This window comes from Paraclostridium dentum (genome assembly GCF_012922555.1).
Taxonomy (GTDB): domain Bacteria; phylum Bacillota; class Clostridia; order Peptostreptococcales; family Peptostreptococcaceae; genus Paraclostridium; species Paraclostridium dentum.
The window spans coordinates 1-21,893 of sequence record NZ_WIPK01000009.1 but is presented as its reverse complement, the minus strand read 5'-3'; the positions used below and the strand labels follow the sequence as shown (position 1 = coordinate 21,893).

At 28.0% G+C, this 21,893-nt stretch carries 23 protein-coding genes and 1 pseudogene; 23 read left to right on the top strand and 1 reads right to left on the bottom strand.

Going from position 1 to position 21,893, the window contains the following annotated elements; all coding sequences use genetic code 11:
• Positions 1-12: 12 nt before the first annotated feature.
• From GFJ41_RS12870 to galU, 7 genes and pseudogenes are all read left to right on the top strand, one after another.
• Positions 13-1,353 carry a nucleotide sugar dehydrogenase gene (locus tag GFJ41_RS12870; RefSeq protein WP_226890259.1) on the top strand — a complete coding sequence of 447 codons (1,341 nt, stop codon included), beginning with the start codon at positions 13-15 and terminating at the stop codon, positions 1,351-1,353.
• 2 nt (positions 1,354-1,355) lie between these two features.
• Positions 1,356-2,330 carry an SDR family oxidoreductase gene (locus tag GFJ41_RS12865; RefSeq protein ID WP_170075505.1) on the top strand — a complete coding sequence of 325 codons (975 nt, stop codon included), beginning with the start codon at positions 1,356-1,358 and terminating at the stop codon, positions 2,328-2,330.
• Positions 2,331-2,345: 15 nt separating this feature from the next.
• Positions 2,346-3,677, top strand: a complete 1,332-nt coding sequence (locus GFJ41_RS12860) for an O-antigen polymerase (protein WP_170075504.1) — start codon at positions 2,346-2,348, stop codon at positions 3,675-3,677.
• The gene (gene murJ, locus GFJ41_RS12855; protein ID WP_170075503.1) at positions 3,674-5,206 is read left to right on the top strand and encodes a murein biosynthesis integral membrane protein MurJ; all 1,533 of its coding nucleotides are present in this window, start codon (positions 3,674-3,676) and stop codon (positions 5,204-5,206) included. Before GFJ41_RS12860 ends, murJ (GFJ41_RS12855) begins: the two co-directional genes overlap by 4 nt.
• Before the next feature lie 194 nt (positions 5,207-5,400).
• Positions 5,401-5,802: a hypothetical protein gene (locus GFJ41_RS12850; protein WP_170075502.1), complete on the top strand. Its 402-nt coding sequence runs from the start codon at positions 5,401-5,403 to the stop codon at positions 5,800-5,802.
• Between the two features lie 160 nt (positions 5,803-5,962).
• Positions 5,963-6,877 (top strand): annotated as a pseudogene (locus tag GFJ41_RS12845) (TraB/GumN family protein).
• Between the two features lie 306 nt (positions 6,878-7,183).
• Positions 7,184-8,146 (top strand): UTP--glucose-1-phosphate uridylyltransferase GalU, encoded by a 963-nt coding sequence (galU, locus tag GFJ41_RS12835; protein WP_170075499.1) that lies wholly within the window; start codon positions 7,184-7,186, stop codon positions 8,144-8,146.
• Positions 8,147-8,208: 62 nt separating this feature from the next.
• Here galU and GFJ41_RS12830 read toward each other — a convergent pair whose 3' ends face one another.
• Positions 8,209-9,072 carry a mechanosensitive ion channel family protein gene (locus GFJ41_RS12830; RefSeq protein WP_332841150.1) on the bottom strand — a complete coding sequence of 288 codons (864 nt, stop codon included), beginning with the start codon at positions 9,070-9,072 and terminating at the stop codon, positions 8,209-8,211.
• 218 nt (positions 9,073-9,290) lie between these two features.
• Here GFJ41_RS12830 and murJ (GFJ41_RS12825) point away from each other — a divergent pair, with 218 nt between their 5' ends.
• The 16 genes from murJ (GFJ41_RS12825) to GFJ41_RS12750 form a co-directional block, all read left to right on the top strand.
• Entirely contained in the window at positions 9,291-10,832 is a 1,542-nt protein-coding gene (murJ, locus tag GFJ41_RS12825) for a murein biosynthesis integral membrane protein MurJ (RefSeq protein WP_170075498.1), read from the top strand.
• 261 nt (positions 10,833-11,093) lie between these two features.
• On the top strand, positions 11,094-12,023 hold the full coding sequence (locus GFJ41_RS12820) for a TraB/GumN family protein (protein WP_170075497.1): 930 nt from the start codon (positions 11,094-11,096) through the stop codon (positions 12,021-12,023).
• A gap of 318 nt (positions 12,024-12,341) precedes the next feature.
• Entirely contained in the window at positions 12,342-13,040 is a 699-nt protein-coding gene (locus GFJ41_RS12815) for a lytic transglycosylase domain-containing protein (RefSeq protein WP_053831646.1), read from the top strand.
• Between the two features lie 63 nt (positions 13,041-13,103).
• The gene (locus GFJ41_RS12810) at positions 13,104-14,423 is read left to right on the top strand and encodes a GGDEF domain-containing phosphodiesterase (RefSeq protein WP_035115164.1); all 1,320 of its coding nucleotides are present in this window, start codon (positions 13,104-13,106) and stop codon (positions 14,421-14,423) included.
• A 12-nt stretch (positions 14,424-14,435) separates the two neighbouring features.
• On the top strand, positions 14,436-14,861 hold the full coding sequence (locus tag GFJ41_RS12805) for a YaaR family protein (protein WP_142729895.1): 426 nt from the start codon (positions 14,436-14,438) through the stop codon (positions 14,859-14,861).
• Positions 14,862-14,878: 17 nt separating this feature from the next.
• On the top strand, positions 14,879-15,202 hold the full coding sequence (locus tag GFJ41_RS12800) for a FliM/FliN family flagellar motor switch protein (protein WP_035115161.1): 324 nt from the start codon (positions 14,879-14,881) through the stop codon (positions 15,200-15,202).
• 20 nt (positions 15,203-15,222) lie between these two features.
• Positions 15,223-15,483, top strand: coding sequence for a flagellar biosynthesis anti-sigma factor FlgM (flgM, locus tag GFJ41_RS12795; RefSeq protein ID WP_021429688.1), 261 nt, complete (start codon positions 15,223-15,225; stop codon positions 15,481-15,483).
• Positions 15,484-15,495: 12 nt separating this feature from the next.
• The gene (locus GFJ41_RS12790; protein WP_025162493.1) at positions 15,496-15,909 is read left to right on the top strand and encodes a flagellar protein FlgN; all 414 of its coding nucleotides are present in this window, start codon (positions 15,496-15,498) and stop codon (positions 15,907-15,909) included.
• Positions 15,910-15,933: 24 nt separating this feature from the next.
• The gene (gene flgK / locus GFJ41_RS12785; RefSeq protein WP_170075496.1) at positions 15,934-17,208 is read left to right on the top strand and encodes a flagellar hook-associated protein FlgK; all 1,275 of its coding nucleotides are present in this window, start codon (positions 15,934-15,936) and stop codon (positions 17,206-17,208) included.
• A gap of 16 nt (positions 17,209-17,224) precedes the next feature.
• Complete coding sequence (locus GFJ41_RS12780) at positions 17,225-18,157, top strand: flagellin N-terminal helical domain-containing protein (protein ID WP_170075495.1); 933 nt, start codon at positions 17,225-17,227, stop codon at positions 18,155-18,157.
• Between the two features lie 10 nt (positions 18,158-18,167).
• A complete protein-coding gene (gene fliW, locus GFJ41_RS12775; protein WP_170075494.1) occupies positions 18,168-18,566 on the top strand; it encodes a flagellar assembly protein FliW in 399 nt (132 codons plus the stop codon).
• Positions 18,550-18,762, top strand: coding sequence for a carbon storage regulator CsrA (gene csrA, locus GFJ41_RS12770; protein ID WP_085282256.1), 213 nt, complete (start codon positions 18,550-18,552; stop codon positions 18,760-18,762). The genes fliW and csrA overlap by 17 nt, the downstream gene beginning before the upstream one ends.
• A gap of 12 nt (positions 18,763-18,774) precedes the next feature.
• Positions 18,775-19,155, top strand: coding sequence for a flagellar export chaperone FliS (gene fliS, locus GFJ41_RS12765; protein ID WP_170075493.1), 381 nt, complete (start codon positions 18,775-18,777; stop codon positions 19,153-19,155).
• A gap of 11 nt (positions 19,156-19,166) precedes the next feature.
• On the top strand, positions 19,167-20,744 hold the full coding sequence (fliD, locus tag GFJ41_RS12760) for a flagellar filament capping protein FliD (RefSeq protein ID WP_170075492.1): 1,578 nt from the start codon (positions 19,167-19,169) through the stop codon (positions 20,742-20,744).
• An 18-nt stretch (positions 20,745-20,762) separates the two neighbouring features.
• Positions 20,763-21,083 carry a flagellar protein FliT gene (locus tag GFJ41_RS12755; protein ID WP_170075491.1) on the top strand — a complete coding sequence of 107 codons (321 nt, stop codon included), beginning with the start codon at positions 20,763-20,765 and terminating at the stop codon, positions 21,081-21,083.
• A gap of 109 nt (positions 21,084-21,192) precedes the next feature.
• The coding region (locus tag GFJ41_RS12750; RefSeq protein ID WP_170075490.1) for a flagellin at positions 21,193-21,893 on the top strand (701 nt) is incomplete at its 3' end.

Genomic DNA, 21,893 nt, shown 5'->3' with positions numbered 1-21,893 from the left:
GAGGATTTTAAATTGACATTAGAATTGTATCATAAAGTAAAAGATAAAAAAGAAAATATATCAGTAATTGGATTGGGATATGTAGGTATGCCATTAGCAATTGCTTTTGCTAAGAAAATAAATGTAATAGGATTTGATGTAAATAAAGAAAAAATAGAACTATATAAACAAGGAATTGATGTTACTAATGAGGTAGGAAATAAAGCTTTAAAAGAAACAACAGCTTTAATGACAAGTGATGAAAATAAGTTAAAAGAAGCTAAGTTTCATATAATTGCAGTTCCAACTCCAATAAATGATGATAAAACTCCAGATTTAAGACCAATAATTGGAGCAAGTAGAGTTTTAGGAAGAAATTTAACTAAGGGATCTATAGTAGTATATGAGTCAACTGTATATCCTGGAGTTACTGAAGAGGTATGTATACCTATATTAGAAGAAGAATCTAACATGAAGTGTGGAGTTGATTTCAAGGTTGGGTATTCTCCAGAAAGAATAAACCCAGGAGATAAGCTTCATAGATTAGAAAATATAACTAAAGTAGTATCTGGGATGGATGAAGAAAGTTTAGAAAATATAGCTAGTATATATGAATTAATTATAGATGCAGGGGTTCATAGGGCGGAGAGTATAAAAGTAGCAGAAGCCGCTAAGGTTATAGAAAACTCTCAAAGAGATATCAATATAGCCTTTGTAAATGAATTATCTATGATTTTTAATAAGATGGAAATAGATACGAAAGCAGTTTTGGAAGCATCAGGAACTAAATGGAATTTCTTAAAATTTTATCCTGGATTGGTTGGAGGGCACTGTATAGGTGTTGACCCTTACTATTTAACACACAAGGCTGAACAAATAGGATATCATTCACAAGTTATATTATCAGGAAGAAGAATAAATGATGGAATGGGTAAATATGTAGGAGAATCTACAGTTAAGAATCTAATAAAAGCTAATAAGCAAGTAAAGGGAGCTAGAGTAGCAATTTTAGGCATGACATTTAAAGAGGATTGTCCAGATGTTAGAAACTCTAAAGTTATAGATATAATAAATGAATTAAAAGAATACGGAATAGATGTATTTGTTGCTGATCCTATAGCAGATGAAAATGAGGTAAAAAGAGAATATGGGATAGAGCTAACTAAGTTTGAAAATATAAAAAATATGGATGCAGTTATAGTGGCTGTAGGTCATAAGGAATATATGGAATTAAATTTAGAATCTATAAAAAAATTGTATGAAGAAAAGCCTGTATCATTAAACAGTGAAGATAAATTAGTTTTGGTTGACGTTAAAGGTATATTTGATAAAAAAGAAGCTCAGTTAAAGAATTACTTATACTGGAGGTTATAAAGTTGGGATACCAAGACGTGCAATTTCCTAAAGGAACTAAGTTTTTAGTAACAGGTGGAGCTGGATTTATCGGCTCCAACATTATTGAAGCACTATTAAATAAAGGTTATTTTGTAAGAGCTTTAGATAATTTTTCAATAGGAAAAAGAGAGAATATAAAAGATTTTATGGAAAATGAAAACTTTGAGTTTGTAGAAGGCGATATAAGAGATATACAAATATGTCAGGAAATTTGTAAAGATATAGATTATATATTGCATCAAGCAGCTTGGGGTTCTGTTCCTAGATCAATAGAAATGCCTTTATTATATGAAGAAATAAATATAAAAGGAACTCTAAACATGATGACAGCTGCTAGAGATAATTCAGTTAAGAGGTTTGTATATGCATCATCATCATCTGTTTATGGAGATGAACCTAATTTACCTAAAGTAGAAGGAAGAGAAGGCAAGTTATTATCTCCTTATGCTATAACAAAGAAAGTTAATGAACTATACGCTAGAAATTACTTTGACTTATATGGATTAGAGACTGTTGGAATGAGGTACTTTAATGTATTTGGTAGGAAACAAGATCCAAACTCTTATTACTCAGCAGTTATTCCAAAGTTTGTTAAATTACTTTTAAGCGATGAATCACCTACTATAAATGGAGATGGAGAGAATTCAAGAGATTTTACTTATATAGATAATGTAATAGAAGCTAATTTAAGAGCTTGTTTAGCTCCAAAAGAAGCTTGTGGAAAAGCTTACAATATAGCCTATGGAGGTAGAATTTCTCTAAATGAATTATATGAAAATTTAAATAAACTATTATGTAAAGATATAAAACCTATATATGGACCATCTAGAAAAGGTGATATAAAACATTCAAATGCAGATATATCAAATGCTAGAAAATTATTAAATTATAATCCAAGTTATAGCTTTGAGGATGGAATAAAATTGACGATAGATTGGTACAAAAAAAATTTATAATAAAGGAAAATTACTATGGAATTACTATTTACTATAATAATATTTATTCAACTAGTAATAGCTATTATCATATTAAAAGAAACGCTACATCCATTAGTTATTTTAAAAAGTGTAGTATTTTTAGGGTCCATAGGATTATTAATATTTCATAAAGAATGGGGTATTAATATTTCAGCTATGACAGTTTTTATATTGAGTACTGCAATTATGTGGGTGGACTTAGGTTTTGCATTTACAATGATGATAGCAAATACATCAAATAGAGGAAATTTATATTTAAAAAACAATAAAAATTTACAAAATAAGAAGTATGAACAAAAGATATTAAATATATCAACCAACAAGGCAATTTTATCAACTATATTAATTTTAATAACTATTATAGTGTATTTAAGTATTGGTAGTGATTATATAGTAGGATCAGATAATATACAAGAGTTTACTAGAAACTTGATGATATACAAAGGAGAAACTAGATCTAATGGGGCTGTGAACTTAGGGGTATGGACATATATTATATTAGTATGTCGTATGTTAGGTGTAGTATATTTATACTTTGCAGTCAAGGAATACATGACTAGTGGATGGAGTAAAAAAGTTAGTATTTTATTAATGCCATCCATAGCCGTATTTATAATGGGATATATTTTAGGTATAAGATCTATACTTGTAATATACTCACTAATTATTGTGTTTGTATCCTATAAAATTCAAGTGAAAAGCGATAAATATGAAAATGTTAGAGATAAAAAAAGATTAGAAATTAAGTATCTTATCATGGGAATTTTGTGTATAGGGCTCATTTTTTCTTATTTTTTTATAGCGGGTAAACTAGCAGGAAAAATAGATCCTAATGAAGGGCTAAACAATATTGCTATTTATCTAAGTGGTGGTATAGGTGCATTTGATAATGTGTATAAAAACTTGACATTTACAAGTGATTTATTTGGGCAACAGACATTTAGGATAATATATAAAGCATTAAATATAATTCCATTGTTTGATTTTGAAACTCAAAGAACAATAAGTACTACTATATATGGAACTGGTGGATTTAGAACTAATGTATATACTGCAAATCTAAACTTTATAGCTGACTTTGGATATATGGGAGTTATATTATGCAATATGTTAATAGGAATGTTTCATGGTTTTTTATATAATAAATCAAAAAATGAAATTGATGCAGGTGTATGGACTGTGTTAAATGCGTTTTTTATGATGCCTCTAGTATCTTACTTAAATGCAGAAAAATACTTTGCAGCTATGCCATTAAATGCAATATATTTTATAGCAATATATCTTCTTATAAAGCTCCCAATTTTATATAAAAGGCGAATAAGATGAATAAAGTAGCCAAAACCACATTGATGTTAATGATAATAACTATAATATCTAAAATTTTGGGTTTTGCAAGAGAATTAGTGTTGGGGGGGATTTATGGGACTACATTTTACAGTGATGCATATATAGTCGCTATGAATATACCTGGAACATTATTTTCCTTAATAGGAATTGCATTAGCTACAACCTTTATACCTTTATATTATGAAAACAATAAAAGTATAAAAGAGAGCAATAAATTTGTAAATAACATTTTTAATATAACCTTGATTTTAAGTGGTGCACTGGTATTATTAGTTTTACTATTTACAGATCAAGTAGTAAAAATATTTGCGATGGGATTTGATGGTTATACTTTCAAGTTAACCGTAGAATTCACAAGAATTATGATATTTGGAGCATTGTTCATGGGAACCAGTAGTATAATAACATCTTTTTTACAAGCTAAAGAAAATTTTATGATTCCAGGACTTGTAGGAATTCCATTCAATATTATTATAATAATAGTTATTATACTGAGCCTTAAAATAAATATATATATATTACCAATAGGTACTGTAATTGCTATGGCAAGTAGACTGTTTTTTCAAATTCCAAGTGCTCGTAGATATGGATATAAATATAAATTTGAAATTGGATTGAAGGAAGATTATATAAAAAAAGTTATATGGTTAGTAGGCCCTGTATTTATTGGAGTTGCGGTGAACCAAATAAATACAATGGTAGATAGGACTTTAGCATCTACATTATTGGAAGGAAGTATTTCAGCTTTAAATTATGCTAACAGATTAAATTCTTTTGTAATGGGATTGTTTATAGCATCAATAGGAACAGCTATATACCCCGTGCTATCAAAAATGTCGTCTGATAGTAATAAAGAGAACTTTACAAAAACTGTGTATAAGAGCGTTAACAGTGTAATACTTTTAGTTATTCCAATATCAGTAGGTGCTATGGTTTTAGCTACGCCGATAGTGAGTTTATTGTTTGAAAGAGGTGCATTTGATGCAAATGCTACTAAAACTACCGCAAGTGCATTGATATTTTATTCTATAGGAATGGTTGGATTTGGACTCAGAGATATATTGGGTAAGGTATTTTATTCATTACAAGATACAAAGACTCCTATGATAAATGGAGCTATGGCTATGGGAATGAATATAATATTAAACTTAATATTAGTTAAATTTATGGGTCATGCAGGATTAGCATTTGCTACAAGTTTATCAGCGATTATATGTATATTGATTTTATTTAGAAGTCTTAAGAAAAAGATTGGATATTTTGGGCAAGATAAAATAATAAGAACTACAATTAAATCAATAATAGCATCTATTTTAATGGGAATAACAACGTATGTTATATATAGCATGTTATCAGGTATTTTGGGAATTGGCACAATACAAAAAGCTATATCATTATTTGGATCTATAGGAATAGGTGCTTTAACATACGGAGTATTAATAGTAATATTAAAAGTAGAAGAAGTAAGTATGATAATTGATTTTGCAAAAAAGAAATTGAACATGTAGTTTTATATAAGACAAACTAAAAAAGATGACTAAGTTATATATCAACATGGTTATCTTTTTTTTATTTGTAACTATAAAGTAAGTAAATAGTTTAGAGATACACCAAGTAAAATATGAATTTATATTAGCAAAAATATATAGTATAATATAATGAATATAAAAATTAAAAATTTAACAATCAAGGGGAAAATTATATGAATGTAAGATTAGCTAGTATAGGGATATTATTGATATTATTTATATTTATGGTTGGATGTAGTAAGTCAAATAAAACTATAGAAGATACTCAAGAAACAGGAAAAGAAGTCAATATACAAGAATTAGAGCAAAAGTTAGCTGCAGCATCGTATAGTAGCGAATTAGAACCGGTACAACGCAGTATGGAAGGTTCTCTAGAATATGTAAAAGGAATTTTACCAGAAGGTGTAAAAGAAATTGATAGAACTTATGAAAGTGAGGTTGGGGTAACAGCAGTTACATATAAAGCAGATGACATAGAGTTTGAAGTTAGATATATGCATCCATACAAAGACAATGGAAATAGTGATGAATATGATTTAAGTAAGACTGCAGGAATAGATTTGACATTAAGATAGAAAGATAAATTAATAAGGTATATATAAAGTTAGTAGATTATAAATCACTAACTTTTTTATTTATATTTAACAAAATATAGTGAATTTTGTTAAATATTGTATGTTGGAAAATTTATGCTATAATCTATGTCAAAGGGGCAAATTATAAGGGGGTAATCATATGAAGAGGTTGAAAAATCTAATAATAGTGATGTTGTTAATAATATTACCATCATTTTTAGTTGGATGTAGTGCAAGTGCGCAGGAAAAAATAGATATACAAAAAGACAAGGCAAAGGGATTTTTCTGGGAAGCAAAAAAAGATGATAAAGTAGTTTATTTAGTAGGAACATTGCATCCGGCAAAAGGAAATATAAATTATTTAAATTCAACAATGGAGAAAATTTTAGATAATACGGATGCACTGGTACTAGAAGTAAACTTAAATGATAAAGAAGTATTAGAAAAAGCTCAGGAGATAGGTAAAGAAAATCTATATCTAGAAAAAGGAGAATTAAAAGATTTATTAACTAAAGAAGAACAAGTTAAATTTGATAAGGTTTTAAAAGATTTTAATATTGAGTACAATGAAGTCAAGCATCTAAGTCCTGAAGGCTTTTCATCATATATTGAAGAAAAACAAGAAGAAGATGGTGGATTTACATATAGCTCAGATCAATGGTTAAAAGAAATTTATGAGAATAATAAGAAATCTATAGTAGGGCTTGAAAATGCAGAGGAGCATTACAAATTATTATATGAATTAACAGGTAGTTTTAAAATTTTTTTAGCTGAGTATAACTCGGATTTAGTTGGAAAAGGTGAAAAAACTATGGATGAAATTGGAAATGCATTTATAAAAGGCGATTCGTAGTATATGGAAAAAAGATCTGAAGATTTACGCAAATCAAATAAAGAACTATACGAAAAGTTAAGCAAAAATAGAAATATAGATATGGCTAATGAAATTGATAAATTAGTACAAGGAGATAAGAGATATGTTGTAGCAGTTGGGACATTGCATTATTTTGGGCAAGACAGCATATTAAAGCAATTAGAAGAAAAAGGATATAAAATAACTAAATTACAAAATTAATAAGTATAAATATAGAGGTTAGACACACTTATCTAACCTCTATATTTATTTTAAGGAATAATAGTCTTTTGTTTAAAATAATATGAGCCTGATTATTAAAGTGAATGCTTTAACAATCAAGCTCATACTAACAATGCGGAAAAAAGATTTCAAAAATCTTTGATGAAGGGTCAATGGCATAACCCTCAAATACATTATACGGAGATTAAAATAAAACCTTTACATAAAAAATAAAAAACATTTTTATACATAAACTAAAAGGGTATTTATAAAACTATAAAAAATGAGTTAAACCCGGAGGCAATTATGAAAAAGAAAATTAGAAAAGCAATAATACCAGCAGCAGGGCTAGGAACAAGATTTTTACCAGCCACAAAGTCTCAACCTAAAGAAATGTTACCTATAGTTGATAAACCAACGCTACAATACATAATAGAAGAAGCTGTAAATTCAGGAATAGAAGAAATTTTAATAGTTACAGGAAAAAATAAAAAATCTATAGAAGATCACTTTGACAGAAGTATAGAACTAGAGTTAGAGCTAGAACAAAAAGGAAAAACAGAAATGTTAAAAATGGTGAAGGATATATCTAATATGGCAGATATATACTTCATACGTCAAAAAGAACCTAAAGGATTAGGAAATGCAATTTATTGTGCTAAAAGTTTTGTAGGTGATGAGCCATTTGCTGTACTTTTAGGCGATGATATCGTAGACAGTGAAGCACCTTGCTTAGCACAATTAATTGATGTATATGATGAATACAACACTTCTATATTAGGCGTTCAAAGAGTAGAAAAAGATGAGGTTGAAAGATATGGAATAATAGATGCAAAGTATATAGAAGAAGGTGTTTATAAAGTTGACGATTTAGTAGAAAAACCTAAATATAATGAGTCACCATCTAATATAGCTATATTAGGTAGATATATAATAACTCCAACAATTTTTGAAGTTTTAGAAAATCAAAAACCGGGAACATGTGGAGAAATACATTTAACAGATGCATTAAAAACGTTAAGTAAATATGAAGCAATATATGCTTACAATTTTGAAGGTAGAAGATATGATGTTGGAAATAAATTAGAATTTTTAGAAGCTACAGTAGATTTTGCACTAAAAAGAACTGATTTAGGAAAAGAATTTATGGAATTTTTAAATCATAGAGTAAACCATGGAAATGATGATTTAAATTATAAAAAAGTAGATGAAAAAGAAGTAGAAGAACTGGAGATGATAATACAAGAATCTGATAAAACTAATTATTAATACATTAAAATTAAGGGTAAATGATAAGCTTTGGGAGCAAAACTTATTATTTACCCTTGAACTTATTTTTTTATATGCACGTCCATTTGAGGGTAAGGTATACTGATACCTTCCTTATCAAATCTTATTTTAACTTCCTCTAATAAACTACCATGAATATCCCAGTAATGTTCAGATTTACACCATACTCTAACTGTAAAATCTATAGAACTAGGACCATGAGCAGTTATGCCTACGAAGTAAGATGGATCAGATAAAATAAAATTTTGTTTGTTAACAACATCAATCAAAACATCTTTAACATGATTTACATCATTTTCATAACTAACACTAAAAGTTAAGTCTACTCTTCTTTTTTCTTTAGCAGAGTAGTTAACTAAGCTACCATTTGATAAAGATCCATTAGGAATCAGTATCAATTTATTATCTACTGTTGTAAGCTTAGTATAGAATAAACCAATCTCTTCAACGCTTCCTTGATAAATTCCTGTTTCTATATAGTCACCAACCTTAAAAGGCCTAATTAAAAGTATTATAAAACCTCCTGCAAAGTTTGATAAACTTCCTTGAAGAGCTAAACCAATAGCAACCCCTCCAGAAGCCACCAATGCAGCAAGTCCTGTTAATTGAACATCCCAATATCCAAGTATTATTAAAAATAGGAATGCTTTTAATGTTACTTCAGCAAATGCATGTAAAAACTTAGTAAGAGTTACATCAACAGATTTCTTTTGTAGGAAAGTTGTAAAGTGCTTCACAACCTTTTTTATAACTTTTAAACCTATAAATATAACAAGTAATCCTATAATAAGTTTAGCACCAAAAGTTGTAATCCAGTTTAAAAACTTATGAGTTATTATATCTAAAGGCATATTACTTATTTTCTCAACATTTTCAGTAACCGATTGTACTATATTTTCTTCCAAAATTTAACACCTCACTCTTGTTTAAAAATTTAGCTAATAGATATGATATAACATTTTTCAACAAAAGTCTACAAAGGAGGGAGTGGCAGAAAAATAACTGTGATAAAAAAATTAAAATTGTAACTAAAAATGACTAAATATTAACCTTAGGAGGCTTTTTATTTTGGAAAAAATTTTATATAATAGACATTAGGCGAAATTAGAACTAGGAGGAAGATATGAGCAATTTGGCAAAATCAGCATTTTGGCTTATGGTAGTCACTATGTTATCGAAAGTACTAGGATTTGGAAGGGAAATAGTATTAAGTTACTTTTACGGTACAAGTGCATATAGTGATGTATATATAGTATCGATGAATATACCGACTGTAATATTTGCATCTATAGGAACTGCTTTACTTACAACATTTATACCATTATATCAAGAAGTTTCAAGTAAAGAGGGAGAAAAAAGAGCTTTAAAATTTTTAAATAATATAATGATCATAGTAATAGCTCTAAGTATCATACTAGGTATTTTAGGATATGTTTTTGCAGAACCATTAGTAAAGCTATTTGCAGTCCATTATACAGGAGAAAAATTAATCCTAGCAGTTAGGTTTGTAAGAATAATGATAGGAGGAGTTGTATTTATAGGATTGAGCAACTTAATGACATCATATTTGCAAATACAAGGAGACTTTACTATACCAGGTATGGTTGGTTTTCCTAACAATATAATAATAATAATTTCTATAATATTAAGTGCATCAACAGGGAATATATATATATTAGCAATAGGTACACTAGTAGGAATGGCAACACAATTTTTATTCCAAGTTCCATTTGCTATAAAGAGAGGATATAAAATTCAACCTATTATAGATTTTAAAGATGAATATTTAATTAAGATGTTGAAGTTAGTTATACCAGTATTTATAGGAGTAGCGGTAAACCAAATAAATATAATGGTAGATAGAAGTTTAGCTTCAGGTCTTGGCGATGGGATAATAACAGCATTAAATAATGCTAATAGGCTTAATGGATTTGTTATGGGATTATTTATAGTTACATTAGGAGCAGTTATATATCCAACTTTATCTAAATTATCTAGTGAAAATAATAAAGAAAAATTTGCAGAGTCTGTAGCAAATAGTGTAAACTGTGTAAGTTTGTTAGTTATGCCAGCAACAATAGGGGCAATTGTACTTGCAACTCCAGTTGTTAAAATATTGTTTGAAAGAGGAGCTTTTGATGAAAGATCAACTGTGTTAACAGCAACAGCCTTAGTATTTTACTCAGTTGGTATGATAGGATTTGGACTAAGGGATATAGTAGATAAAGTGTTCTTTTCATTAAAAGATACAAAAACTCCTATGATAAATGGTATTATAGCTGTTATTTTAAATATAGTATTAAATGTAATTTTAGTGAAAGTGATGGGGTATGGGGGGTTAGCACTTGCAACAAGCTTATCATCTCTAATATGTATAGCACTATTATTTAGAAGTTTAAAGAAAAAAATCGGATATTATGGACAAGATAAAATAAAATCTACATTTATAAAGACATTAGTGGCATCTCTTTTAATGGGTGTTGTAACATATTTTGTATATAAATTCTTATTTGGAGCTCTAGGGTTAGGATTTATACAAGAAGCAATCTCTTTAGGAGTTTCTATAGCTATAGGTGGAGCAATATATTTAGCACTTATAATAGCATTTAAAGTTGAAGAAGTAAATATGGCAATAGATATGATAAAGAAAAAATTGAAAAGATAAGAAAAAGATGACTTAATATAAATGAAAGTAGATAATATATAAGTTTTGATACCAAAGCTGAAAAGATGCTTTAAAGGTATCTACAACTTATATATTAACCACTTTCAAAAAATAGGAAGTCATCTTTTTTTATCTAATAAGTAGGATAGGGATGAAGGAAGTGAATATTAATCTCCCTCAGTGGTATACTTAAAATTCGCAATAAATAAAAAACTATGTTACAATTATAACAACAGAAGATAATTGACAAGGGGGATTTACATGAAATTTATAAAGAAGTTAATATTACTAACACTGCCAATTGCAATTTTAGTCCTAGGTGCAGGATGTACAAATAAAAGCAGCAATACCAATCAAAGCGAAACTTCGGGAAAGTCAACAGTACCTATGAAAGGGTTTTTCTGGGAAGCTAAAAAAGGAAATGATACTATATATTTAACTGGGTCTATGCAACCGAGCAAACCAAATTTAGATTATAATAATGAAACAATGAAAAAAATATTGAAAGAGACAGATGCTTTAGCACTTGAAATAAATTTTAAAGATCAAAAAACAGTAAAAGACCTTCAAGAAAAACAACAAAAAGAAATATATTTAAAAGATAAAAAACTAAAAGACTTACTTACAAAAGAAGAACAAGGTAAGCTAGATAAAATTTTAGAATCACTAGGAGTAAAATATAAAGAAGTTGAAAATCTAAGTCCAAGTGGATTTTTATCATTAGTTAAACAAGTAGAAGCAGAAAAAGCAGGATTAACAGGTACTTCTTTAAATAGTTATTTAGCAAATAAGTTTAGTGAAGATAAAAAGACAATAGTATCACTAGAAAGTAATGAAACACAAGTAGAGATATTAAAAAAATCAACACAAGATTTAAAAGACTTTGTAAATACATTTAGCGCAAAAACGTTAAAAGATACAACAAAAGATTTGAATGAAAATATGTATGCCTTTATAAAAGGAGATACTGGATATATGGAACAAGAAGCTAATAAACTACAAAAAGATAACTCAAAAGAGTATGAAACACAATATCTAAAAAGAGATGAACAAATGGCAAAGAAAATTGATGAATTAGCAAAACAAAAACAAAAATATATTGTATCAGTAGGAGCTCTTCACTTCTTCGGAGAAAACAGTATATTAAAAAATCTTGAAAATATGGGATACACAGTAACTCAAATCAAGTAAAAATATAAGTTTTATATTAAATAATTAAATACTAATCAAACAACAAAAATGGGAAGTATTCAACTGACGAAAGACTTAAAGTCCGGTTTTAAGGACTTTGTCTGAAGGAAGTGAATACTTCCCTTTTTTCTAGCAACTCAAAAACGTAAATACAAAAATGATAGGTATTCAACTGACGAAAGACTTAAAGCCTGCTTTTAAAGGCTTTGTCTGAAGGAAGTTAATACCTATCATTTTAGTAAAATTTAAATAACTATACTAAACTTTTAAAAATACATGTCGTATAACTATTTATAAGTATATATTAGAGGTGATAAAATGATTGACAATATAGATTTATTAAAAATGACAGCATTAATGTCAAATAACAATAGTTATAAAACTTACAATAACACAGAGAGCGGACAAGCATTTGATATGTTAATATTAGGTTTATTAAAAGCAGTAGCAAATACGCCGCAAGGTAGAACTAATCAATATGTAAACAATTGTTGTACATGTTGTAATCATAATAACAATAACAATATACAACCATCAAATAATAAAACTGAAAACTTAGATACGGTAAATTCTATGCATAATAGTAATAAACTTACAGCGACATCTAAAAATAAAGATGTAAATGCACAAATAGAAAATGCTATAGCTATATCATCTAAGAAGTATGGGGTTGATGAGAATTTGATAAGAGCAATAATAAAAGTAGAATCAGATTTCAATCCAAAATGCACATCAAAAGCAGGAGCTAAAGGTTTGATGCAACTTATGCCTGAAAATTGTAGAGATCTAGGTGTTAAAAATCCATATGATATATATGAAAATATAGATGGTGGAACAAGACATATAAAAGAATATTTAGATAAGTACAATGGCGATACGAAAATGGCTTTAATGGCGTATAATGGAGGACCAACAAGAATGAGAAAAAGAGGAGTTAATTCTCCAGAAGATATATATTTAATGCCAAAAGAAACACAAAATTATGTGCCTAAAGTTATGAAATATTATAAGGGATAAACTAAATATTACCTTGTAGATACTTAAATATACATCTAGCGATTTTTGCGCAAGGGGGTAAATATGAACTACAAGCAATTGATAGAAATTAAAAATAATGTAAGAGCACATATGAACAAAAAAGACACGTTAACAGGTATATACAATAAGGATTACTTTTTTGATTATATATCAAATAAACCAAATGGAACTATTATAAAGATTAATGTAGATGGAATAAATTTTGTGAATGTACATTATGGAATGGAAATTGGAGACACATTGATGAGATTTATAGCTATTTGTTTAGAGGAAAACTGTAATTGTGAGAATGCAGTAATAGCTAGGCTTTCAAGCTTTGATTTTATAATTCATAAGACAAATACAAATAATGAGAGAATTTATGAATTCATGGAAGAAATTAAATCTATATTAACAAAAGAAATAAAAGATATATATAAGGTTTACATAAATTTTAATATAGCTGCAGTTATATATAAAAATGATGATTTAGACATAGCTGATTCTATTAGCAAATTAGATATATGCATGAAAAATTTAATTAGCAAGGGGAATAGGGTTGGGATATATAATGATACATACGAAGAACATATAAGTATACAATCGATAGAGAGTGCAATAAAGAATAATGAAATTAAGTTGCATTACCAACCTAAAATAGATTTAAATACAGAAAAAATAGTAGGTGTAGAAGTTTTAATAAGATGGTTTAGTAAAACACATGGATATATACACCCTGAAAAAATAATATCCTTTGCAGAAGATTGTGGATATATAAATATTTTAGGTAAATGGATACTAGAGAAGGCTTGTATAGATATAAATTACTTAAATAAGAAATTAAACACAAATATAGATTTATCAGTAAACATATCACCACTACAATTAGAAGAAAAAGATTTTATAAGCGATATAATTGAAATATTAGATGAGACTACATTTGACTCTAAATCTTTAAAGTTAGAAATAACAGAGAGTGAAAATATAGAAGATATAATAAAGATAAATGATATAATAAATAATATTAAAAAAACTGGAATAAAAATATCAATAGATGATTTTGGAAAAGGATTCAACTCAATTAACTATATAAAAAATTATAATGTAGATGAAATAAAGATAGATAAATCCTTAGTTGAATATTCAAATAGAAACCCTATGTTTGTTGAAAGTTTAATAAATATGATTCACACAACTCAAACAACTGTTGTTGCAGAAGGTGTAGAAACAGAAAAGGAATATTTAAGGTTAAAAAATATGGAATGTGATTTAGTACAAGGATACTATTTTTATAAACCTATGGATTTAAATGAGTTAATTGAGTCAGTAAAAGAAGAAAAACTTACAACAGAGGAAGAATTAACTGTAGGGGAATTTTATTAATTAGAGGTAAATATGAAAATAAGAGAATTTAAAATTTCTAGTGAAAATAGTTCAATAGATATAAAGAAGCCAAAGCAGTCACTAAGCTTTAGTGATAGTTTCAATAAGGTGAGTATATCTAAAAGCAAAGAAGAGGTAGACAGGTATTTAAATCAAATAAAAGACATAGGAAAAGACTTAGCAAATACAAGAGGGTATTCACATGTCATTAGATATAAGCAGGCGATACAAAAATATTTAAAGTCTGTAGTTGATTACACCTATGAGACAGATAAAAAAGACTCTTTTTGGAGCAATAATTATTTTAAAACAGTAAAAGTAGTTGATGAAAAATTAGAGAACTTAACTAAGTCTGTTTTAGAAAATGAAAAAGACAATATAGATATTATTTCAGAAATAGATGACATTAATGGGCTTTTAATTGACCTATATTTGTAAAATAAGGAGAGACACTTATGCAAAGCAAAAACGAAATAAAAGAGATATATGAACCTCAGTTTGAACAATTACAAAAGGGTGAGACCGCATCTATAAACGCTATAGAAGCTATATCACATGCAGAGATGGAATTAGAAGTTTTAGTAGGCAGTACTCGAGAAAAAATTTCTAGTATAGTAAATCTCAAAGAGGGAGATATCTTAGAATTAGATAAGTATTTAGAAGAACCATTAGATATAAGTATAAATGGGGTAACTATAGCAAGCGGAGAAAGTATGATAATAAACGATAAAATAGCGGTAAGATTATCAAAGATAAAATCAATGCAAGAAGAATATTAAATTCTTGAGGAGGTAGCGTTTTGAAAGTTACTAATGATAAACATATAGCATTCAATAGCATATATAAGATGGATAAATTAAAAAACAATAATGAAAATAAAAGCCAAAATAATACTGATAGTGTTCAAATATCAGAACTAGGGAAATATTTAAGTAAAGTTAGTTCAAAAGAAGAACCTATGGATATGGAAAAAATAAATCGACTTAAACAGCAAATTGAAAATGGAACTTATAAAGTTGATTCTAGAATTTTAGCTAAAAAAATAGTAGAAAAATTGTAGGAGGAGAAAAAAATGAGTCCAGAGTTAAAAGTTATAATATACGAACAAAGAAAAATGTTTAAAGAGTTATTAAATTTGCTGGATGAACAGTATGATTTAATACTTGGAAAAGATCCAACATTATTAGATAAAATTGCAAGAAAACTAGAAAATGTATCTAGAGATATAGCAAAGTTAGAAATTCAAAGAAGAAACATAGTTGGATCTGATTTTAGTATGGGAACTTTAATAGAAGAAAATGATGATAAAAACATTAAAGAAGCTTATGAGGAAATAAAGAGTACTATAAAAATGATAGAAGTTCAAAAAGAATCAAATCATGTTATTTTAAAGCAAAAACTATTTTTTACTAAAAAAATGTTAAATGTAATAAAGCCAAGTCAAGGAACAGGTACATATAATTATTGTGGACAAGTAGGAAAGTAAAAATTAAATAAGTGGAGGGAATATATGTCAGGATTATTAGGTAGTTTACAATCAGCAAGAACTGGTATGAGTGCAAGTCAGGCATCGATACAAACGACTTCTCATAATATCAACAATTTAAACACTCCAGGGTATTCAAGACAACAAGTAGAGCAAAAAGCAAGAAGTGCATACAGTTATCCTGGATATAACAGTCAGTTAGGCGCTGGACAATTAGGGACAGGAGTCGAAGTTACTGATATAGTTAGGGTTAGAAATTCATTTTATGATTTCCAATTTAGAAATGAAAGTCATACATATGGTCAAATAGGTGTGAAATATGATCATTATAGTACTATGGAAAATATATTTAATGAACCATCTGAAACAGGGATTTCTTCATCTATAAATAATTTCTTTATGAGCTGGCAAGAACTTTCAAAAAATCCTAATGACGTTGGATCTAAGGATATAGTTATTCAAAATAGTGACTACTTAGCTAAGAATATAAGTAATGTATATAAAAAATTAAATGAATTAAGTGAAAATGCTAAAAAGAAATTAAATGAAAATATAGACGATATAAATGGAAAGTTAAAAGAATTAAAAGAACTTGATAAACAAATTAAATTAGTTGAGGGTAGCGGAAAATCTCCTAATGATTTAATGGATGAAAGAGATAGAATTTTAGATGATTTAAGTTTTAAAATGAACATAAATGATGAAAATGTTCAAAAGCTATTAAAGGATAAAATAGCAAGCGGAGAAAATATAACTGAAGATGATCTAAAAAAGATACCAGGTGTATCTGGAGAAATTAAAGGTTCTTTTGAAATGATTGATAAAATAGAGGGATATAAAAAGGATTTAGAAGAATTGGCAGAAGGTATCAAAAAAAGTGTAAATGATACTTTAGGAGCAGATATATTTGAAACTGGAACAGACTCTATACTAAAAGTAAAAGATGATATTTTAGATAAAACTACAGACTTAAACATAACTGCAGACACTGCACAAAAAATGTATAAATTAAAAGACGAAAAGGTAAGTATCGGAGGAGAAGATATAACTATAGATAACTTCTACAATAGTATAATACAAAGATTAGGAAATGAAACTCAAGAAGTTAGAAGAAATGAAAAAAACCAAAGCAAGGTTTTAAAAGAAATAGATAGTTCAAGATTAAATGTATCGGGAGTATCATTAGATGAAGAAATGATAAACTTGATACAATTTCAGCATGCGTATAATGCTAGTGCAAAGGTAGTTTCGACTATTGATTCATTACTAGATGTTGTAATAAATGGGCTAGTAAGATAATTTTAGGAGGATAATTATGAGAATAACAAATTCATCAATGATTAGAAATCACATGTATGACGTTCAACAAGGGCTACAAAGAATGGACAATTTAAATAAACAATTAGATTCACAAAAACAAATAAATAGAGTATCAGATGATCCTCATAAAGCTATAAAAATAATGAATTTAAATAATGAAATTAAGTATGCAGAAAAACATAATCAAAATGTAGAGGAAGTTGTAGGTTGGATGAATAATACTGATGCTAACCTAGAAGAGTTTGGAACTCTACTTGGAGATATAAAGAACAGTATATTAAAGGTTGGAAACGGAACTTACTCAGATGAAGAAATGAAAGCTATACAAGCTGAAATGAATGAAAAATTAAAAGCTTTAGGAGAAACTTTAAATACTACTCATGGTGGAAGATATATGTTTGGAGGAACATCTGTGGATGAGCCACCTGTACAAATAGAAGAAAAAGATGGGGTTGTTACTTTAAAATTAAATCCAAATATAAATGCGGAAGACTTAAAAGCTGAAATTTCTGATGGAATAAATTTAGATTATAATGTTTCTGCAAGTGAGATATTTAATAAAGATGGTAAAAATTTTCTTGATTCAATAAATGATTTATCAAAGATTATGAACGATATAGCTAATGGTGTAAATGTAGAAGATAATAAAAAAGAACTATTGGGAGATGTAAAGAAAAATATAGATGACTTTTTTAATCATACTGTTGATACTAGAACTAAATTTGGAGTGAAAGTAAATACGGCAGAAAAAATAAAAGATCTTAATGATGAAAATATATTAAACATGAAAGGTGTATTATCATTAGAACAAGATGTAAATTATGTAGATAAATTTATAGAATTAAAATCTGCAGAAATGGTATATAATGCATCTATTCAAGTCGGAGCAAAACTTATACAACCTAGTATATTAGATTATTTAAGATAGAGGTGAAATTATGAAAGTAGTATTTGAAAAAGGACTTCCAGGGTTTGAAAATCACAGAAACTTTGAGATAAGTGATATTGAAGAAAATCAAAAATTTAAAGTTGTAAACTCTTTAGATGATAAGAGTGTAGGGTTTATAGCTATATCTCCATTTGACGTTAAAAAAGATTATGAAATTAAATTAGATACTGATACTATAAATTCATTAAAAATAGGTAATCCAGAAGATGTACTATTATTAAATATAGTAACACTTGGGAAAAAACTAGAAAACAGCACAGTAAATCTAAAGGCTCCTTTAGTAATGAGTGTAAAAAATAAATTAGGTTTACAGCTAATATTACAAGATGACAAGTACAATATAAAAGAACCTTTAATAGGATGTGGTAAAGATGTTAGTAATTTCTAGGAAAAAGGATGAGTCATTATTAATTGGAGATGACATAGAAATAAAGATAGTTAAAATAGATGATGGAAGTGTTAAATTAGCTATAGATGCACCAAAAGATAAGATAATACTTAGAAAAGAAATATATGAAAAAGTAAAAGAAGAAAATTCAAGTGCGATAGCTAAATTAGATGATATTTTAAATTATTTTAAGTAGGTGAGGTAATATATGTACACGGCAAATCCATACAATGCGTACAAACAAAATTCTGTAAATACGGCATCTAAAGAGCAACTACTTTTAATGCTAGTAGATGGAGCAGTTAAATATACAAAAATAGCCAGGTTGGCGATACTTGATAGAAATATAGAAAGAGCTCATAAAGAATTAGTTAGAGTCCAAGATATATTTTTAGAACTTATGATAACTATGGATAGAAGTTCTAAAGCTATGGATGATTTATATCAATTATATGAATATATAAAAAATGAATTAGCTAAAGCAAATATGAAAAAAGATATAAAAATAATAGATGAAGTGCTTCCTTTTATAGAGGAAGTAAGGGATATGTGGCATGAAGTTGATATGAAAATAAAAACTGGTAAATAGGGGGTTATTTTATGACAAGCGTTGGAAGTGCAAGTAGTGTAAGGATTCCAGGTCTTGCAACTGGTATGGACACTGATGCTATGATAAAAGACATGCTTTCAGGAGAACAACAAAAAATTGATAAAGCAAAGCAAAAACAACAAACAGTAAAATGGCAACAAGAAATATATAGGGAAGTGATGAAAGATATTAAATCTTTACAAGATAAGTATTTTTCAGTAACTTCTCCAAACTCTATAATGAGTAGTAGTGCATGGAATACATTAACTATAGGAAGTTCAAATGAGAATGTAATTACAGCATCAGGAAGTGCAGGAGCTAATAAAGTTGATTATAGTTTTAATGTTGTAAAGCTAGCTCAATCAGCTAAAATGAGTTCAAGCAAAGCTACAAATAGTGTAGATATAAAAAAAGATAGCTCATTAGAATCTTTAGGCTTAAGTGGAGAACAAAAGTTTTCAATCAAGTTCGGAGATGGAGATAAAGAGTTATCTAAAGAAATAACAATAAGAACAGAACCTTTATATGAAACAGATAGTGATGGAAATTTCGTATTAGATAAAGATGGAAACAAAGTAGTAAAAGAGCCAGCTGATACTATAGATACTTTAATAAATAAGATAAATAATAGTACAGATGGAAAAGTGAAAGCATCTTATAGTGATATGACAGGCAAATTTACGATTGAAAGTACTAAAACAGGAGAAAATTCTAAACTACAAATAGTTGATGCTTCTGGAAATGAAAGTGGAGCTTTAGACTTTTTAGGAATTTCAAAAAGTGAAAAAGGTTCAAATTCACAAATAGAAGTGAAATCTAAAGATGGGTCATTTACAAAAACATTAAATGAAGAGTCCAACTCATTTAGCATAGATGGAATAACATATAATGTTCATACTACAGGGACTTGTGATATAACTTCAAAAGAAGATGTACAACCTGTAGTTGATAATATGAAAAAATTTATAGAAGACTACAATAAGATAATGGATAAAGTTTACTCTCTTGTTACAGAAAAAGGAAATAAAGATTATCCACCATTAACAGAAGCTCAAAAGAAAGATATGAGTGAAGATGAAATTGAAAAATGGGAGAAAAAAGCTAAGCAAGGTCTATTAAGAAATGATTCTGAAATGAGAAGTTTCGTGGATAAAATGCAAAGCGCAATATTTGGTGATAATATGACTTTTTTAATGGACTGTGGATTAACTTCAAGTGAAGATTATACAAAAAAAGGCCAATTGTCTTTAAATGAAGATAAGTTTAAAAAAGCACTTCAAAATAATAGTCAAAAAGTATATGATGCATTTGCAGGTGGAAATGATAGCGTTTTAGAGAAGATGAAAGATACTATGAATGATTATGTAGGAACTTCATCATCTATTTTTGCTAAAAAAGCTGGTCTTGAAAAGACTTCTTCAGTTGTAAATAATTTTTATTCAGAGCAAATAAAAAGACAAGAAGATGCTATAAAACTTTTACAAAAAAAAATGGACAATAGAGAAAGTCAATTGTATAAACAATTTGGTCAGTTAGAAGCAAGTATGAATAAACTTAATTCACAAATGAATTACTTTGCACAAATGTAAATTTAGAAAGGTTAAATTATGATTGAACTTGCTAATAAATATAAAGAAATATCATTAGATATAGTAAAAAAGTTAAAAACTAAAGATATAGAAGATATAAACGGACTTTTAGATATAAGACAAAATATACTAGATTATGTTACTGATTCAAAAAAATTTAAAGATATACTTTTAAAAGAAAACATAATTGATATAGATGAAAATATAAAATGTTTATTGAAAGAACAAATGGAAGATACAAAAAAAGAAATTAAAGAATATAATAAATCAAAAAAAGCTAATATGTCTTATATTAATATAGGTAAAGAAAAATTAAATATTTTTAATAAAAAAGTGTAAAGTTTTTCCAAATAATTCCGATATATGATATTGTAAGCAATACTTGGCCAAGTAATTGCACATAAAATAAAAGACAAGGATGTCGTAAAAAACTAAGGAGAGTAAAATCATGAGAATAAACACTAATATGAATGCTATGATAGCAACTAACCAAATGAGCAAAAACACTGCTTTATCTGGAAAATCTATGGAGAAATTATCTACAGGATTAAGAATAACTAAAGCTGGAGATGATGCTGCAGGACTAGCTGTATCTGAAAAAATGAGAGCTCAAATAAGAGGTATGGAACAAGCAGATAGAAATGTACAAGATGGTATATCTATGGTGCAAACTGCAGAAGGTGCTTTAGAAGAAGCAGGAAATATAGCTCAAAGAATGAGAGAACTTGGAGTTCAAGCAGGAAATGATACATTAGGAAGTACAGATAGAACTAAGATAAAAACTGAGTTAGATCAATTACAAGCTGAAATGGATAAGATAGGTAAAGAAACTAAGTTTAACGGTAAAAACTTATTAAGTGGAGCTGGAAGCTTTACAATACAAGCTGGAGCTAATGATGAAACTAGAAGTATAAATACAATAGATTTAGTAACTCAAGCAAATAGCTTAGCAAGTGCTGATGTTGCTGATAGCACAAAAGCACAAGCTTACGTTTCAAAAGTAGATGCTGTATTAGAACAAATAAATACAGGAAGAGCAAACTTAGGAGCTACGCAAAATAGATTAGAGTATACTTCTTCAAACTTAACAACTTCTACAGAAAACTTATCTGCTGCAGAGTCAAGAATAAGAGACGTAGATGTTGCTAA

Excerpts from the sequence above, each read along its gene's own strand:
- GFJ41_RS12860 (WP_170075504.1), top strand. The coding sequence starts at position 2,346 with ATGGAATTACTATTTACTATAATAATATTTATTCAACTAGTAATAGCT.
- murJ (WP_170075503.1), top strand. The coding sequence starts at position 3,674 with ATGAATAAAGTAGCCAAAACCACATTGATGTTAATGATAATAACTATA.
- GFJ41_RS12850 (WP_170075502.1), top strand. The coding sequence starts at position 5,401 with ATGAATGTAAGATTAGCTAGTATAGGGATATTATTGATATTATTTATA.
- galU (WP_170075499.1), top strand. The coding sequence starts at position 7,184 with ATGAAAAAGAAAATTAGAAAAGCAATAATACCAGCAGCAGGGCTAGGA.
- murJ (WP_170075498.1), top strand. The coding sequence starts at position 9,291 with ATGAGCAATTTGGCAAAATCAGCATTTTGGCTTATGGTAGTCACTATG.
- GFJ41_RS12820 (WP_170075497.1), top strand. The coding sequence starts at position 11,094 with ATGAAATTTATAAAGAAGTTAATATTACTAACACTGCCAATTGCAATT.
- GFJ41_RS12815 (WP_053831646.1), top strand. The coding sequence starts at position 12,342 with ATGATTGACAATATAGATTTATTAAAAATGACAGCATTAATGTCAAAT.
- GFJ41_RS12810 (WP_035115164.1), top strand. The coding sequence starts at position 13,104 with ATGAACTACAAGCAATTGATAGAAATTAAAAATAATGTAAGAGCACAT.
- GFJ41_RS12805 (WP_142729895.1), top strand. The coding sequence starts at position 14,436 with ATGAAAATAAGAGAATTTAAAATTTCTAGTGAAAATAGTTCAATAGAT.
- GFJ41_RS12800 (WP_035115161.1), top strand. The coding sequence starts at position 14,879 with ATGCAAAGCAAAAACGAAATAAAAGAGATATATGAACCTCAGTTTGAA.
- GFJ41_RS12790 (WP_025162493.1), top strand. The coding sequence starts at position 15,496 with ATGAGTCCAGAGTTAAAAGTTATAATATACGAACAAAGAAAAATGTTT.
- flgK (WP_170075496.1), top strand. The coding sequence starts at position 15,934 with ATGTCAGGATTATTAGGTAGTTTACAATCAGCAAGAACTGGTATGAGT.
- GFJ41_RS12780 (WP_170075495.1), top strand. The coding sequence starts at position 17,225 with ATGAGAATAACAAATTCATCAATGATTAGAAATCACATGTATGACGTT.
- fliW (WP_170075494.1), top strand. The coding sequence starts at position 18,168 with ATGAAAGTAGTATTTGAAAAAGGACTTCCAGGGTTTGAAAATCACAGA.
- csrA (WP_085282256.1), top strand. The coding sequence starts at position 18,550 with ATGTTAGTAATTTCTAGGAAAAAGGATGAGTCATTATTAATTGGAGAT.
- fliS (WP_170075493.1), top strand. The coding sequence starts at position 18,775 with ATGTACACGGCAAATCCATACAATGCGTACAAACAAAATTCTGTAAAT.
- fliD (WP_170075492.1), top strand. The coding sequence starts at position 19,167 with ATGACAAGCGTTGGAAGTGCAAGTAGTGTAAGGATTCCAGGTCTTGCA.
- GFJ41_RS12755 (WP_170075491.1), top strand. The coding sequence starts at position 20,763 with ATGATTGAACTTGCTAATAAATATAAAGAAATATCATTAGATATAGTA.